The organism is Flavobacterium pedocola (genome assembly GCF_053764385.1).
This window is the reverse complement of record NZ_JBSNCR010000001.1, coordinates 116,173-129,545: the sequence shown is the minus strand read 5'-3', so window position 1 is coordinate 129,545 and position 13,373 is coordinate 116,173. Positions and strand designations below refer to the sequence as shown.

Sequence of the window (13,373 nt, the reverse complement as noted above, 5' to 3'; positions counted from 1 at the left end):
ATAGATTTATCAAGGCAAAACAAATCATAATCCCAACAGATGAGCTATATTTACTACAAAGATTCGGTTATGGTGGAAAATGAATCAAATACCAGATACACTATAAAAAAAGAATTTCAGCACGGCTTTGAGAAATATGCTGCTTTTGACAATATGATTGAAGGTGTGCAGGTAGTTACTTTTGAATGGCGTTACTTCTATGCGAATGAATCTTTGGCCAAAATGGGATTAACCACAATTCAGGAGATGATGGGCAACACCATGATGGATATTTATCCCGGTTTCGAAAAAACGGAAATATTCCAATCCCTGAAAAAAAGTATGGACGAGAGAATTCCGGTGGCCACGGTTACCGAATTTAAGTTTCCGGACGGATCGACTGGCTGGTTTGAGGTAAGTGCCCAACCGGTTCTGGAAGGCATTCTTATCCTTTCCACAGACATCACAAAACTGATGCGGACGGAAGCCGAACTGAAAAGGAAATTGGCCGAGCGTACCGAAATGATCAATCAGATCAGCAAACAGAAACAACAGCTGGAAGAATTCTGTCAGATCATCGCCCATAATTTAAGAGCGCCGCTTAGCAATCTTTTGCAGTTGAGCGAAATGATAAACAACAGTGAAAAGCAGGAAGAAAAACTGAATTATCTCAAAATACAGAAAACAGTACTCGATACGTTACAGCAAACCTTTGAAGAATTAGTCGATATCACAAAAACCACCATGGATTTTGCGGTAAAAAGACAGGAAATAGATCTAAATCAGGAAATAAAGCTAATCCTAAAAAGCCTTTCGAATGAAGTAAAAGCCTTTAAAGCGGATATCAGTTTTGATTTTTCAGATATCGCAACACTAACCTATCCGAAGAAATACATACGAAGCATTATTACCAATCTTTTAAGCAATGCAATTAAATACAGTAGTCCTGACAGACCGCCCAAAATCCGTATCAGCAGTAAAATTAAAGACGGCTGGATCTGTATCGAGGTAAAAGACAATGGTTTAGGCATCGATTTAAAAAAACACAAAAAGAGCTTATTCAAATTACACAAAACGTTTCATAACCATCCTGACTCGAAAGGATTCGGGTTATTCCTGATCAAAACCCAAGTGGAAGCGCTTGGCGGAAGTATCAATGTTAAAAGCAAAATCAATAAAGGAAGTACATTTTCCGTTATATTATACAAAGAAAGGCCCCAATGAAAAAAATTAAGAACATATACGTGATCGATGACGATGCTATCTTTCAGTTTTTAACACAGAAAGTTATTGCCGATACCAATCTTGTAAAAGATGTCAATGTGTTTTCGAATGGTCTGGAAGCCTTAAAAAATCTGGAAATTGCCAATTTAGAGAACGAAAAGCTGCCGGATTTAATTCTGCTGGATCTTTTTATGCCGATAATGGACGGCTGGAGTTTTCTCGATGAATATAAAGCACTTCAGGCAAAAATCAACAAAGAAATACCGATTTATATCGTTTCCTCTTCCATTGACCCTACCGATATTCAAAAATCGAAAAAGATAAAAGCGGTGGCGGATTATATCGTAAAACCGTTAACCAAGGAGAATTTCATGTTTATCATGAACAACTACAAAAACCGTAAGCAAAACAAAAACCTCCATAAAAATCATATGAAAAACAAATTAAATAGCTAACTTTATTAGCCTTATTAAGCTTGTAACTAGTGCTCTATTAAATCTGTATTTCAAATGAAGCATGTTGTAAAAGTCCTTAAAGCCAATTTCATCACGCATGATGTGAAGTCTTTTGTTGTAGAAAAACCCAAGGGATTTAATTTCATTCCCGGTCAGGCCACGGAAGTATCGATCAATCATCCAAAATGGAAAAAAGAAGCGCGCCCCTTCACCTTTACCAGCCTTACCGACTCGAATTACCTTGAATTCATGATAAAGATTTACAAAGACCGACACGGTGTCACCAATGAACTCGGCAAAGTAAATGCCGGAGACGAACTGATTCTTCACGATGTTTTCGGAACCATTAATTACAAAGGGCCGGGTGTTTTTATTGCTGCCGGTTCGGGAATCACTCCTTTTATCTCCATCTTCCGGGATTTATACAAAATGAACCAATTGCGCGGCAACAGACTGATTTACGTTAATAAAACTTCTGAAGATGTTATCATGGGCAATGAACTCCATAAAATGCTGAAAAACGATTTCATCAATTATTATACCAGGGAAAATGTAATCGGTTTTACCGGCAGAAGGATAGACCGCAACTTCCTTATAGAAAACATAGTGAATTTCAGCCAGAACTTTTACGTGTGCGGGCCTGAAGACTTTGTTACTACAGTCAAAAACATCTTATTAGACCTGGGCGCAAGCCCCGAAACAATAATATTTGAAGAATAAGCCACTAAAAAACTCCGGACGAAATATCCGGAGTTTTCTTTTATATACTGACATTATTCTTTAATCAGCCTCATTGTTTTTCTGTTTGTACCCTGCTCTACTACAGTTAGATAAATTCCTCTTGGTAAATCTTCCCCGAAATAAAGCACAGTGTCGTCATAATCTTTGATTTGTTTCACCATTCTGCCTGAAACATCGTAAACCGTAACCGAAACTTTTTCCAGCGAACCATTTTCAATAATCATGGTAAACTGAGAATTACTAGGATTAGGATATGCTTTAACATCGAAAGCTAAAGTATTGATATCCAAATCTTTTATTAAAACCGGCGGTTGACAATTTGGAGTACAATTTCCTAAGAAATCGCCATGAGCCAAATGTTCAGCCACAGCATCATCATCAACACATATTTTCACACATGGATTTTTGACACTACCTGTTTTATGGCATAATGTTACTTTTGCTCTTCCGCTGTTTCCCGCAAAACAACGCACATCGTCCGCATGAATATGTTTTGAAGTAGTCACCACACAACCGTCAGCATCTGTTATTGTAGCCGTAATATCAGCATCTGCCATTAAATTTACAGTGACAGCGAAAGATCCCGAAGCAATTGTCTTAGTCGATTTTGGTACCGAAGAAACTGTTGATGGAAATGCCATACAGGAATTATTAATGGTTACTCCACCGTTTCCTCCTACCCAACTCTCATCACCACTATCATTAACCTGATTACATTTCAGGGCTCGGTTCATGGTAATTTCAATTGCATAAGGCGCTTTTCCTCCTGATGGTGTTACGGTAAATACCGAAGACTGATCCCCTGTATAACCATAGTAAAGCTCATCATTAGTATTTGTTACTGCAGCTGCTAACTGCGCAGGTCTTGTCACCACAAAGGAACAATTCGCGATATTTCCACCGGCATCCGTCACGCTGTAACTTATGGTTGTTGATGTTCCGTTTGCAAATTGTGAGCCCGAAGCAGGACCGGCTGTTTGCACAATCTGATACCCGGAACAATTGTCGAGCACTGTAGGCAAACTCCATGAAGCCGTTGCCTGACAGGCTTTCAGACAAATATTCTGAGGACAGGTAATTGTTGGCGGAACTGTATCATCGATAAACACCCTTTGAACTGCTGTACTTTCATTACCATTACCGTCGTTAAATGTCCAGGTTACCAAGGTTTCCCCCTGAGTGGTGATTGGGAACACGGTTGCAGTGATTCCGGTTATATTGCCTTCGCAGTTATCCGGAGCGGTTGGAGCGGTTATAGATGCTACGGAGCATTGTGCCAGTACATCATCCAAAGCGGGTGCTTCCGGTGCGATGGTATCGTCAATATAAACTCTTTGTACCGATTGACTCTGATTACCGTTTCCGTCGTTGAATGTCCAGGTCACCAAGGTTTCGCCTTGTGTGGTGATTGGGAACACGGTTGCAGTTATTCCGGTTATATTGCCTTCGCAGTTGTCCGGAGCGGTTGGAGCAGTTATAGAAGCTACCGAGCATTGTGCCAGTACATCATCCAAAGCGGGTGCTTCCGGTGCGATGGTATCGTCAATATAAACTCTTTGTACCGATTGACTCTGATTACCGTTTCCGTCGTTAAAAGTCCAGGTCACTAAAGTTTCCCCCTGAGTGGTGATTGGGAACACGGTTGTAGTGATTCCGGTTATGTTGCCTTCGCAGTTGTCCGGAGCGGTTGGAGCGGTTATAGAAGCTACCGAGCATTGTGCCAGTACATCGTCCAAAGCGGGTGCTTCCGGTGCAAGGGTATCATCAATGAAAACTCTTTGTACCGATTGGCTCTGATTACCGTTTCCATCATTAAAAGTCCAGGTCACTAAGGTTTCGCCCTGAGTGGTGATTGGGAACACGGTTGCAGTGATTCCGGTTATATTGCCTTCGCAGTTGTCCGGAGCGGTTGGAGCGGTTATAGATGCTACGGAGCATTGTGCCAGTACATCATCCAAAGCGGGTGCTTCCGGTGCAAGGATATCGTCAATATAAATTCTTTGTACCGATTGACTCTGATTACCGTTTCCGTCGTTAAATGTCCAGGTCACCAAGGTTTCGCCTTGTGTGGTGATTGGGAACACGGTTGCAGTGATTCCGGTTATGTTGCCTTCGCAGTTGTCCGGAGCTGTTGGAGCATCGATAGACGCTACGGAGCATTGTGCCAGTACGTCATCCAAAGCAGGGGCTTCCGGTTCAATCGTATCGTCAATGAAAACTCTTTGTACCGCTGTACTTTCGTTGCCATTACCGTCGTTGAATTTCCAGGTTACCAAAGTTTCACCTTGTGTAGTGATTGGGAATGTTGTTGCAGTTGTTCCGGTCACACTGCCCACACAGTTGTCCGGAGCGGTTGGCGCATCAATAGAAGCTACCGAGCATTGTGCCAGTACATCATCCAAAGCGGGTGCTTCCGGTGCGATGGTATCGTCAATGAAAACTCTTTGTACCGATTGGCTCTGATTACCGTTTCCGTCGTTAAAAGTCCAGGTCACTAAAGTTTCCCCCTGAGTGGTGATTGGGAACACGGTTGTAGTGATTCCGGTTATATTGCCTTCGCAGTTGTCCGGAGCGGTTGGCGCATCAATAGACGCAACCAAGCATTGTGCCAGTACATCATCCAAAGCGGGTGCTTCCGGTGCGATGGTATCGTCAATATAAACTCTTTGTACCGATTGACTCTGATTACCGTTTCCGTCGTTAAATGTCCAGGTTACCAAGGTTTCGCCCTGAGTGGTGATTGGGAACACGGTTGAAGTGATTCCGGTTATATTGCCTTCGCAGTTGTCCGGAGCGGTTGGAGCGGTTATAGAAGCTACCGAGCATTGTGCCAGTACATCGTCCAAAGCAGGCGCTTCCGGTGCAAGGGTATCGTCAATATAAACTCTTTGTACCGATTGACTCTGATTACCGTTTCCGTCGTTAAATGTCCAGGTTACCAAGGTTTCGCCCTGAGTCGTGATTGGGAAACTCGTTGAAGTTATTCCGGTTACATTGCCCACGCAGTTATCCGGAGCTGTTGGAGCGGTTATAGATGCTACAGAACATTGGGCAGTTACATCTGGTAAACTTGGTGCGTTTGGCGCCTGATTATCAGTAACCGTTACTTTAAAAGATTTTATTACGTCTCCACATCCGTTCGATCCTTTTACATAAACAACAGTTTCTCCAACCGGATAATCTCTCGGATTTGCTAATTCTGACCCAAAATTGGTCAAACTATAAGTGAAAGTAGGTAGCGGACTATCCGAAGAGGAAATATTACTTCCTAAAGTTACCGCCGCATAACAAAACCCAGGTTTATTGTTTACAGTTATATCCGAAACTGAAAAGGAAGGTCCGGAACCGATATTAACCTGAGGCTGATTGGTCGGTGCCGGAAATTGTGTCGTTGTAAAATCATTTCCAACCCAGGCTGTTGTCGTAAATGGGTAGGGATTAGAAACTGAAACCGGTGCATTTGCTGTAAATGATATCACAATCGATTCACCAACTCCTAAACCGTTTGAAGCCCCACCTGTCCTACTGACATTGATATTTCCGGATGAAAAACTAATGGCAAACCTACTCGACAAGCTTGTTGCCAAAGCGGAAACCGAGGTAAATGCAGCCGGAACAGCAATTCTAATCGATCCTGCCCTTGCATTGTTTCCGGTTGGCGGTCCTACAGTTAAATTTGTAATTGTAACGGAATAACTGGCATTTGCCCCGGAACACAAACCTGAAGGATTTGTCGCGATACTCGCAGAAAATTCCAAAGCATCAGTAAAAGTCGTCTGAGCCATTAAACCTGAGGATTGTCCTGTAGCCGTTACAACAAAAGCAACCCCCAAATGGTAGGTGTTAAAATAGAACTGATTATAAAAAACATTCCCGTTGGAATCGGCAACCGTATAACGATTATGCCCATTTGGACATACCGTCGGTGTTTCATCAAAATGCAATTGAACCGTTTCTCCGGGTTGCCATCCGGATCCGTAGAGACGTAATGTATCTCCCGGTTGATAATCCGGCCTGTCTGAAACAATGGATGCGGATGATTTTCTAAAGGATATTTTTTTCTTTACAGAGGGATGGTGGTCGTGACCAAACACTACGATACTCATCAACAGCATCAGTAAAATCATAAAGCAACCCCAAAATCCTTTTTTGTGTATAAATGTTTCCATATGCTAAAGGTTTACTTAAACAAATTGTATAAACGAAAACAATACTAACTCATAGAAGTTGTACTGCCCATAAACTATAATAAATAGAATGAGTAAAAGTATTCCTGGTAAGTTTAAGTGCTTGTTGTGGTATTTAGCCGCTTAAACCAAATTGAAGTTCAAAATGTATTTACAACAACTAATTTATAACATGTAAATCTACAAGCTTAACATTTCCTTTTATTTTCGATAAAAGACGTAAAAAGTCATATCAAACAACTTTAAAGTTTGCATTATTAAAACAATTCTTATAATTTAAAATGCTAAATTCGTATACCAAAGAATTTAACAGCACAACGTTTTACCTGCACCTACAATGAAAAAACTGATCCTCTCCTCTGTTTTACTGGCTTTTTGCACGTCAATAGCAGCCCAGACCAAAATCGATCAAAAGGAAATCGAACCCAAAATGCAGTGGTTTGCCGATGCTAAACTCGGGATCTTTATTCATTGGGGCATTTATTCGGTAAATGGTATTGATGAAAGCTGGAGTTTCCACAACAAAAAAATTTCGCATAAGGACTATATGAAACAGCTTGGCGGTTTCACGGCAAAAAACTACAATCCGGAATATTGGACAGCATTGATTAAACAAAGCGGTGCACGTTATGCCGTAATCACAACCAAGCATCATGACGGTGTAGCGCTTTGGAACACTAAAATGAACGATTTAAGTATTGCAAAAAAATCACCGGCCAAGCGCGACGTATTAACGCCTTTTGTGAATGCTTTACGAAAAAACGATATCAAAGTTGGCGCGTATTATTCCCTGATTGACTGGACGGATAAAAACTATCCGGGCTTTTTAAAAGATTCAGCCAAATATGATCTCAAAAAACAACCGGAACGCTGGAAGAAGTTTTTAGGCTTTTATCAGGGGCAAATACTGGAACTTTCAACGCTTTTCAATCCCGATTTGTTCTGGTTTGACGGTGATTGGGAACACAGTGCCGAAGAATGGCAGGCCGAAAAAGTCCGTAAAATGATTTTAGCCCATAACCCCAATGCAATTATTAACGGGCGTTTACAGGGTTATGGCGATTACGACACTCCGGAGCAAAATTTCCCTATTACCCGACCAAATCTTAAATGGTGGGAATTGTGCATGACCACAAACAACAATTGGGGGTATCAACCTACCGACCTGAATTACAAAACCCCTTATGAAATCATTACCATTTTTGCAGATTGCATCAGCATGGGAGGTAATATGCTATTGGATATCGGACCGAAAGAAGACGGAACCATTCCTTGGCAACAGGAAACCATTTTAAAAGAATTAGGCAAATGGACTTCCAAACACAGTGAAGCCATTTTCAATACAACTGCCGGACTGCCACAAGGCCATTTCTACGGACCGTCAACGGTATCAAAAGATACTAAAACCATCTATTTATTTGTTCCGGGTAAGGCAAATGGTAATCTTGTATTAAAAGGGCTGGACACAAAAATTAAGGCAATAACCATCCTTGGGACTTCCCAAAAACTGCAACATAAAATTGTTGGCAAAATTTCGTGGAGCAGCGTACCCGGCTTAGTATACATTGACGTTCCCAACTCAAATGCAGACGAATACATGACGGTACTTAAAGTAGAATTAGAAGCACCTTTAAAATTATATCAAGGAAAAGGAGGTCTTAATTAAAGTCAGTTTTTTAAAGTACTGGGAAGTAATTAAGCAAAAGCAGGACGAAATTAATATTGATTTAACCCGTTAAAAGAACAGAAATTGGTAACTTGTATGTAGTATTTTTACTTAATCTTCGTCATCATGGAAACAAGCCATTCGTCTGAAAAAATTCCAACTTCGATTTTCAAAACCTCCGAAGAAGCCTCCGTTTTTGTGGCTAATGAAATTGCCGATTTAATCCGGACCAAACAAAAAAAAGGAGAACACTGCGTACTTGGTTTAGCAACCGGTTCCACCCCGACAAGAGTTTACGAGGAATTGATCCGTTTGCATAAAGAAGGATTGAGCTTCAGGAATGTTTTTACTTTCAATCTTGACGAATATTACCCGATACAGCCCGACTCACTACAAAGTTATGTTCGGTTTATGCACGAGCATTTGTTTGACTTAATCAACATTCCAAAAGAAAACATCCATATCCCTGACGGAACTTTACCTAAAGAAAAAGTACAGGATTTTTGCGCTGCTTACGAAAAGAAAATAGCCGCATTAGGTGGTATCGACCTGCAAATTCTTGGCATTGGACGTACCGGCCATATAGGTTTCAACGAACCCGGATCATCGATAAACTCAACCACAAGGATGATTACACTGGATCAGGTGACACGTTTGGATGCGGCCAGTGACTTTTTTGGCGAAGAGCATGTTCCGATTAAGGCGATTACCATGGGCGTCGGCACCATTCTTAAATCGAAACGAATCATCATGATGGCTTGGGGAGAAGGCAAAGCCGCCATAGTCCATAAAGCTGTTGAAGGGCCCGTGGTAGATCAAATCCCGTCTACTTTTCTGCAGTTGCACCAACAAACCACTGTTGTTTTAGACGATGCTTCTTCTGCTGAACTTACAAAAATAAAAACACCTTGGCTGGTGGGTCCGTGCAATTGGAACGACAATGCCTTAATCCGAAAAGCAGTGGTTTGGCTATGCTTTCATTTAAACAAACCGATCCTGAAACTGACCAACAACGACTACATGGAACACGGAATGGCGGATCTTGTAACCGAATTCGATACGGCTTATCACATCAATATTCGTATTTTCAATGAGTTGCAACACACCATAACCGGTTGGCCCGGCGGAAAACCCAATGCCGATGACAGCGACCGTCCTGAACGGGCAAATCCGTTTCCTAAGCGTGTGGTGTTGTTCAGCCCGCATCCGGACGACGATGTGATTTCCATGGGCGGTACGTTTATTCGCCTTGTGGATCAGGGGCATGATGTACACGTAGCCTATCAAACCTCCGGAAACATTGCCGTTTTTGATGACGATGTGATCCGTTTTACTGATTTTGTAAATGACTTTCACGAAATGTTCGGCTTAAAGAAAGAGGAAACCAATCAAATGTATTCTGACGTGGTTCGTTCCATTAAAGAAAAAAGCCCGGGCGAAATTGACAGCAGGGAGGTCATGAACATCAAAGCACTCATCCGAAGAGGCGAAGCAAAAGCCGGATGCCGCTACGTAGGGATTCCCGACAGCAATGCCCATTTTCTGGACATGCCTTTTTATGAAACCGGGAAGGTGAAAAAAAATCCTATCGGTGAAGAAGATGTAAAAATCATTGTCGATTTGCTGCAAAAGATAAAACCACACCAAATTTACGCTGCCGGAGATTTATCCGATCCGCACGGCACCCACAGAGTTTGCTTAGAAGCTATTTTCAGAGCTTTAGAGCAATTAAAAACAGAATCATGGATGAATGACTGCTATGTTTGGTTATATCGCGGTGCATGGCAGGAATGGGATATCGATCAGATTGAAATGGCCGTTCCGCTAAGTCCGGACGAAGTAATGCGCAAACGCAAAGCGGTATTTAAGCATCAGTCCCAAAAAGACGCTGCTTTATTTCCGGGAAATGACCCTAGAGAATTCTGGGTTCGCGCAGAAGACCGAAATCATCATACCGCAGAACAGTACAACAAATTAGGCCTGGCAGAATACGAAGCTATTGAGGCATTTGTGCGGTACCGGTTTTAACTGTTCCCGAAAGTAAAATTCCAGCGCTTTTCTTTTTCATACCACAATTGTCCGTTTCGCACTTCGAGCGGGCAATCAAAATTATTGGTATAAAGCGCTCCGGTTCCCAATCCCTGAGGCATCGGATTTTTTAAGGTAAAGGTAAATTGTGCAATGGCATTCAACCCGATGTTTGATTCCAATGCTGAAGTAATCCACCAACCGATTTTATATTTTTCAGCCAAGGCAATCCATTCCAATGTACCACGAAAACCACCTACCAAACTTGGTTTCAAAATGATGTATTGCGGCTTGATTTTCTGAAGTAATGCTTCCTTTTCTTCGTGTTGAAAAATCCCTATCATCTCTTCATCCAAAGCAATGGGTAACGGAGTGTTTTCACATAGAACTGACATCATGTCAGTGTTGTTTTTTTGAATTGGCTGTTCTATACTATGTAATTTAAATCCAGATAGTTGATCTAATTTACCTAAAGCTTCATTTAAATCAAAAGCCCCATTAGCATCAACCCTGATTTCGATGGTTTTTTCATCAAAATGGTTGCGGATAAACTGCAATAAATCGAGTTCTTTCTGGAAATCTATGGCCCCTATTTTAAGTTTTATACAGTTGAAACCGGTAGCAATTTTTTCTTCAATCTGAGCTTTCATGAAAGCCTCATCCCCCATCCAAACCAGACCGTTTATCGGAATACTTTTGGCTCCCGAAGTGAATTCCGAAGGAAATAATAAAAACGGATTTTCGCTTTCCAAAGACAAAAAAGCCTGCTCCACACCAAACTGAATCGAAGGGAATTCCAGCAAAGATTCCCAAAGTTTATCCTTACCTAAATGGATATTTTTACAAACCCACTTTAGTTTTTCTTCATAATCCGGACGGTCATCGATGCTCAATGTTCGAAGGATTCCACACTCACCTATTCCTTTTTTACCGTCTTTTTCAAGAACGATAAACCAGGTTTCTTTTTCGGTCAGAATGCCACGTGACGTTCCAGACGGACGTTTAAAATTTAGAATGTATTTTTTATAACCGGCTTTAATCATGGTTTCTTACAGCTAATGCCTAGCCCCTATACTTCACTAGACTTTTATTTTTTATCGGAGTTCAGTGAATACTTTGCATTTGAGGCGGTATCCTCGCATCTCGTTTTTGGAACGAGAGAAGAGATAAAGCCGAAAGCGGGAAAATGCTCCAAAAAATTATAATTCAATAGAAGCTCCAATCTCCAAAAGCATTAAGTCTTTGCCTTTGTCGAAGAATTTCTTGATCGCTTCTTCATGGTTGATTACAATAAAACCGAACGTATCGTAATGATAACCAAGGATTTTATCACAATCCAGGAAGTCAGACGCAATGATGGCATCGTCTACGTCCATCGTGAAGTTACTGCCAATCGGAAGAATAGCTAAATCCAGCTTCGTACGCATCGGAATCAGCTTCATATCCATTGTAAGTGCCGTATCGCCGGCAATGTAGATGTTTTTATGCTCGCCTTCGATTACAAATCCGCCCGGGTTTCCGCCGTAAGAGCCGTCTGCGAAAGAACTGGTATGGATGGCGTTTACGTATTTTACGGTACCGAAGTCGAATTTCCAGCTTCCGCCGTGATTCATCGGGTGGTAATTCAGCTGTTTATTGCCGAAATGCGATGCAATTTCGTAATTGGAAACGATAACAGCGTTGGTTCTTCTTGCAACAACTTCCACATCAAGTAAGTGGTCCTGATGCGCGTGGGTTACCAGAATATAATCTGCTTTTAACGTATTGACATCAATATGAGACGCCAATGGATTTCCGGTGATGAACGGATCGACCAAAATGTGTTTTCCGCTTACTTCAATGCCGATGCAGGCGTGACCGTAGAATGTTATTTTCATATTCGTTTGACTAATATTTCTTTAAAATTACTAAAAATAAAAAGAACAGCAGGGACAGCAAAAATGTTCCCATAGCCACTTTTTTAAGCTCCGGATCGAAATCTTTGTACGTTTGGGCTTTGTTGACTACTTTCAAGTGCCGTATAAGGATAAAACTCGCAATCAGTATAGGAATAGGCGAAGTTTTGGTTAAAACCGAAAACGTGAACATGCATGGAATCGGCATAAAAATAAGTGCGTTATGGTAATGCTTGGCCGCTTCCAAGCCCATTTTCACCACCAAAGTATTCTTGCCGGAATTTTTATCGTTTTCAATGTCGCGCATGTTATTCAGGTTTAATACCGCCACACTTAACATCCCGATGGAAATGGCAGGCAACAGCAGCATCCATTCAAAATGCTTGGTAAACAGGAAATTGCTCCCCAACACACTCACCAATCCGAAGAAGATGAACACGAATACATCTCCGAAACCACTGTAACCATAGGCGCTTTTACCAACGGTGTATTTAATCGCAGCCACAATCGAGGCAATCCCTAAAAAGAAGAACAACAATGAATATCCGAAATCTTTCTTTCCAAAAGCTATATAAATAAGTGAAACAGCCGAAATCAAGGACAGCAGCGCCGTAATAATGATAGCCGTTTTCATCTGTCGAACCGAAATCGCTCCGCTTTGTATGGCACGTTTTGGCCCTACCCTGTTTTCGTTATCGGTTCCTTTTACACCGTCACCGTAATCATTAGCGAAATTGGATAATATCTGGAAGAAAAGCGTGGTCAATAACGCCAAAACCACAATTTTCCAGTTGTCGTGTCCTTTAAAATAAGCATAACTGCTTCCTACTATAATTCCCGATACCGATAACGGCAACGTTCTGAGCCTCGCGGCTTTAATCCATTCTTTCATATGATATTCTGTTACCCGAACATTTTAAACAAATAAAATACGGTCAGGCCATTTATAAGCAAGGCATAAAGCCAAAGCTTTCTGTAATTAAAATTATTTTTGATGAGCATTATCAGGTTTAGCACCGGTAAAACGAAAAGCAGGATCAGAAAAGGAAACCAAAGCAGTTCAAAAATAGCCCCTACAACGGCATACTCGTAAACATTTTCGATAAGGTTTGCCGCAAGCCAATATATAAAAAGCAACAAGCTTAAAATGAGCGCTGTTTTGCTTTGTTTTTCGAAGAAACCAAGTACTTTTCCCATA

General features: G+C 41.4%; 10 protein-coding genes. 5 read left to right on the top strand and 5 right to left on the bottom strand.

From position 1 onward, the window contains the following. The first annotated feature begins 39 nt into the window (after positions 1 to 39). The 3 genes from ACWPKD_RS00585 to ACWPKD_RS00575 are packed head-to-tail and all read left to right on the top strand — an operon-like array spanning position 40 to position 2,378. The gene (locus ACWPKD_RS00585) at positions 40 to 1,203 is read left to right on the top strand and encodes an ATP-binding protein (protein ID WP_455410732.1); all 1,164 of its coding nucleotides are present in this window, start codon (positions 40 to 42) and stop codon (positions 1,201 to 1,203) included. Continuing rightward, complete coding sequence (locus tag ACWPKD_RS00580; RefSeq protein WP_455410731.1) at positions 1,200 to 1,658, top strand: response regulator; 459 nt, start codon at positions 1,200 to 1,202, stop codon at positions 1,656 to 1,658. The genes ACWPKD_RS00585 and ACWPKD_RS00580 overlap by 4 nt, the downstream gene beginning before the upstream one ends. Positions 1,659 to 1,712: 54 nt before the next feature. Continuing rightward, positions 1,713 to 2,378, top strand: coding sequence for an FAD-binding oxidoreductase (locus tag ACWPKD_RS00575; RefSeq protein WP_455410730.1), 666 nt, complete (start codon positions 1,713 to 1,715; stop codon positions 2,376 to 2,378). Positions 2,379 to 2,431: 53 nt separating this feature from the next. Here the strand turns inward: ACWPKD_RS00575 and ACWPKD_RS00570 are convergent, their stop codons facing one another. Beyond that, entirely contained in the window at positions 2,432 to 6,568 is a 4,137-nt protein-coding gene (locus ACWPKD_RS00570) for an HYR domain-containing protein (protein ID WP_455410729.1), read from the bottom strand. Between the two features lie 355 nt (positions 6,569 to 6,923). Between ACWPKD_RS00570 and ACWPKD_RS00565 the strand changes: the two genes are divergently transcribed. Together ACWPKD_RS00565 and nagB are read left to right on the top strand one after the other, a co-directional pair. Beyond that, a complete protein-coding gene (locus ACWPKD_RS00565) occupies positions 6,924 to 8,252 on the top strand; it encodes an alpha-L-fucosidase (protein WP_455410728.1) in 1,329 nt (442 codons plus the stop codon). Positions 8,253 to 8,378: 126 nt separating this feature from the next. Continuing rightward, entirely contained in the window at positions 8,379 to 10,280 is a 1,902-nt protein-coding gene (gene nagB / locus ACWPKD_RS00560; RefSeq protein ID WP_455410727.1) for a glucosamine-6-phosphate deaminase, read from the top strand. Here the strand turns inward: nagB and ACWPKD_RS00555 are convergent. The 4 genes from ACWPKD_RS00555 to ACWPKD_RS00540 form a co-directional block, all read right to left on the bottom strand. Continuing rightward, complete coding sequence (locus ACWPKD_RS00555) at positions 10,277 to 11,320, bottom strand: o-succinylbenzoate synthase (protein WP_455411396.1); 1,044 nt, start codon at positions 11,318 to 11,320, stop codon at positions 10,277 to 10,279. The genes nagB and ACWPKD_RS00555 overlap by 4 nt on opposite strands. Positions 11,321 to 11,479: 159 nt before the next feature. Beyond that, on the bottom strand, positions 11,480 to 12,157 hold the full coding sequence (locus ACWPKD_RS00550; RefSeq protein ID WP_455410726.1) for a metal-dependent hydrolase: 678 nt from the start codon (positions 12,155 to 12,157) through the stop codon (positions 11,480 to 11,482). Between the two features lie 10 nt (positions 12,158 to 12,167). Continuing rightward, the gene (locus ACWPKD_RS00545) at positions 12,168 to 13,067 is read right to left on the bottom strand and encodes a 1,4-dihydroxy-2-naphthoate polyprenyltransferase (RefSeq protein ID WP_455410725.1); all 900 of its coding nucleotides are present in this window, start codon (positions 13,065 to 13,067) and stop codon (positions 12,168 to 12,170) included. 11 nt (positions 13,068 to 13,078) lie between these two features. Further along, a complete protein-coding gene (locus ACWPKD_RS00540; protein ID WP_455410724.1) occupies positions 13,079 to 13,372 on the bottom strand; it encodes a hypothetical protein in 294 nt (97 codons plus the stop codon). Position 13,373: the final 1 nt, after the last annotated feature.

What these genes read in the sequence shown, in the direction of transcription:
- ACWPKD_RS00585 (WP_455410732.1), top strand. Translation starts at nt 40, where the DNA reads ATGAGCTATATTTACTACAAAGATTCGGTTATGGTGGAAAATGAATCA.
- ACWPKD_RS00575 (WP_455410730.1), top strand. Translation starts at nt 1,713, where the DNA reads ATGAAGCATGTTGTAAAAGTCCTTAAAGCCAATTTCATCACGCATGAT.
- ACWPKD_RS00545 (WP_455410725.1), bottom strand. Translation starts at nt 13,067, where the DNA reads ATGAAAGAATGGATTAAAGCCGCGAGGCTCAGAACGTTGCCGTTATCG.
- ACWPKD_RS00550 (WP_455410726.1), bottom strand. Translation starts at nt 12,157, where the DNA reads ATGAAAATAACATTCTACGGTCACGCCTGCATCGGCATTGAAGTAAGC.
- ACWPKD_RS00540 (WP_455410724.1), bottom strand. Translation starts at nt 13,372, where the DNA reads ATGGGAAAAGTACTTGGTTTCTTCGAAAAACAAAGCAAAACAGCGCTC.
- nagB (WP_455410727.1), top strand. Translation starts at nt 8,379, where the DNA reads ATGGAAACAAGCCATTCGTCTGAAAAAATTCCAACTTCGATTTTCAAA.
- ACWPKD_RS00565 (WP_455410728.1), top strand. Translation starts at nt 6,924, where the DNA reads ATGAAAAAACTGATCCTCTCCTCTGTTTTACTGGCTTTTTGCACGTCA.
- ACWPKD_RS00580 (WP_455410731.1), top strand. Translation starts at nt 1,200, where the DNA reads ATGAAAAAAATTAAGAACATATACGTGATCGATGACGATGCTATCTTT.
- ACWPKD_RS00570 (WP_455410729.1), bottom strand. Translation starts at nt 6,568, where the DNA reads ATGGAAACATTTATACACAAAAAAGGATTTTGGGGTTGCTTTATGATT.